At 36.4% G+C, this 2,694-nt stretch carries 3 protein-coding genes; all 3 read left to right on the top strand.

Features of this window, described 5'->3' with window-relative positions:
• On the top strand, positions 1–759 hold a 759-nt coding region (locus ACQR30_RS06260), incomplete at its 5' end, for a RagB/SusD family nutrient uptake outer membrane protein (RefSeq protein WP_429732838.1).
• Between the two features lie 17 nt (positions 760–776).
• On the top strand, positions 777–1,511 hold the full coding sequence (locus ACQR30_RS06265) for a hypothetical protein (RefSeq protein ID WP_429732840.1): 735 nt from the start codon (positions 777–779) through the stop codon (positions 1,509–1,511).
• Positions 1,512–1,545: 34 nt separating this feature from the next.
• The gene (locus tag ACQR30_RS06270) at positions 1,546–2,571 is read left to right on the top strand and encodes a DUF5007 domain-containing protein (RefSeq protein WP_429732843.1); all 1,026 of its coding nucleotides are present in this window, start codon (positions 1,546–1,548) and stop codon (positions 2,569–2,571) included.
• Positions 2,572–2,694: the final 123 nt, after the last annotated feature.

Here is a 2,694-nt window from a genome sequence, read left to right on the forward strand (position 1 = left end):
TCTTCTGATTTAGGCTATACCCCGACTTCTACTGTGGCACAAATGACTGGCAACGATCAATCTAACGATGTATTTGCTTACAGAAATTATAGACAATTAGTTGTGTTTAACTTTTTGTATAGTACAGGTGAGCAAGGTTTGACGAATAATGGACATATCGAATATCTGACTATTGCTGCACCCTATTCTAGCAAACCGTTGCCGGATATCTATGTACCGAAAGAAACCATCAACGCAATATATCCCGATACCATGGATCAGCGTTTTGGTATAGATACTTCTACTGGGCTTCATAGAGACGCTTTCTTTGGGAACTACTATAGCAATATTCCTATTTTCAAAAAGATCAATGTATTAACTATTGCGGGAGACGGGGGAGTTACCAAGGCTCTATTTTATCAATCTGCTATAGTTTTTTCCAGATATGAAGAGGTCTTGTTATTGCGTGCGGAAGCTTTATCTGTTTTAGGTAAAAATAGCGACGCCCTGGATATCTTAAACGGCATTCGTAAAGATAGGGGGTTGAATGAACTCACTGCACAAGAGGTGCCAGATATGATAGATGCCATTTTTGCAGAAAGAAGACGTGAATTGATTGGAGAGGGATGGAGATGGTTTGATCTTATTAGGTATAAGAAAATAAAAGGGAATGACCCTCAATTTAATGCCATTATTCAGGATGGTGGCATTTATTGGCCAGTTTCCGCACAGGTTTTGGGTGCGAATCCAAATTTGGTTCAGACACTTCATTGGAAATAATTATAAAGCTTAAAAGAATGAAACCAAAAAATATAATAGAACAGATGAAATCCAGCTTCAGATCAAAATCATTAATTTCTACCTCAGCTTTTTGCGTAATTATTTTATTGACGGCACTGGTCAATACAGGTTGTAATAAAACTAAAAGTCCTTATTATGATTATCAGAATAAAACTACAGAATTTAATGGTTCGATATATGAATTTTTACAATCGCAAAATGGTGTATTTGATTCGTTGTTGAAAGTAGTTGACTCCGTTCCTGGTTTGAAAAATACTTTATCAACGGGCTCTAATCTAACCTTCTTTGCCGCTCCTAATAATTGTTTTGTGAATGCCTTACAAAACCTAAACTTAAATCTGGCTAGTTATGGTTTATCCCCGAAATACTTGAGCGATATTGATACTACAGCCAATATGGATACTTTGGTAAGTAGATATTTATTTGATGGGTTATATCCAACAGATTCATTGATAAAATATGGTGATGCCGGGCTAGCAGTCCCTTCTTTTAAATATGCTTATGAAATGAATTTGGCCTATCAAAGAAATACGGCAACCGGGTTTCAAAATGGAGGCCCACAGTTTATCAACTTCACGGACTTGCATAACTCCCTTTCGGCTTCTTTTTGGGTAACAGCACCCACTATTTCCGTAAATATTGTGACCAATAATGGGATTGTTCACATTTTGACAGATAGCCACTCTTTTGGATTCAATGATTTTATAGATCGATTTTCGGGTGTTCAATAAAAGAAACAATATTCTAACATTATAAATGGAAATAATGAATAAGCGTATTTTAATTGGGTTTACAGTCGTTTTCGCACTTTCGTTGGGTGTATTTTCATGTGTCAAAAATTATTTGCCCTCCAGTAAGGATGCAATAGGAAATAATGCTCGTTTTATTACGACAACTTATACACCTATTTTGGGTAGAAATACTTTAATGACTAACAATTTTGAGCCAGGTAATTCAACGCAACCACTTACCTTTTCGATTATGAATATTAGAAAGTCAAATGGTGACCCTGCAACTGAGCTAACAGATGTCTTTCCTGTTCAAGTTTGGAAAACTGCCTACACAGGCTTAGAAACATCTATCGCGCAAATTGATTCTGAGCGCACTATTGAATATCATCATTTATTTGAAATTAGAGACCATTCCGGTGAATTTTTAATGTGGTCTTCTGCTAGGTCTTCTTTTGTCGCTACGCAACCCGATTCGGGTTATGTATTTGACGTGGAAGTTAGCAACAGTGGTGGAAAGGAGTATTTTAGAAATTTAAAATTGAAACCTTTAGTTGAGCAACCTTACGTGCCGTCAAATTTGGATCCAATAACCGGGCAAGCAACGAGGGCTGATGTTAATCCTTCATTTGCAAATGGGATTATTGGTGAGCATACAGATTTGCCCCTAAGCAGCGGAGACATATCTGTTTTCTTTTATAAAGTTGGCGAAGGGAACACGCTCACCTTTAAATTTTTAGATACTTTGTATCACCCTATCGACCCACATAAATTTAATGCTACTGACTGGCAACATCTTGTTCACGGATTCAATATGCGCATGACTGATAGCAGTGTTACTTATGATGTCGCCTATCCAATTCCTTTAGTGAAAGGATTAAAGACCAATTATACGGACGCGTCAGGAAATTATGCTTATACCCGTTTTATGTATTCTAGAATTGGTTTTGGCGGAGGGGTTCAGACGGCCTCCCTAGGATTTTATTTTCAGTTGTATGAAAAGGGAGATTGGCAAATTATTTTTCAATTTAAGAAGGATAACCCAAAGTTTGAAAACGAATAGACGGATAAGGAATTTTCAAAATTTATAAAAAATATTTTTTAAAGCTCACGCAATATGAAGTACCTAGTTATAGTATTAATATGCTTTGGATTATTAGGTTTTTGTGGAAAGCAATCGCTTTTT

This window comes from Arachidicoccus sp., assembly GCF_050436765.1.
Lineage (GTDB): Bacteria > Bacteroidota > Bacteroidia > Chitinophagales > Chitinophagaceae > Arachidicoccus.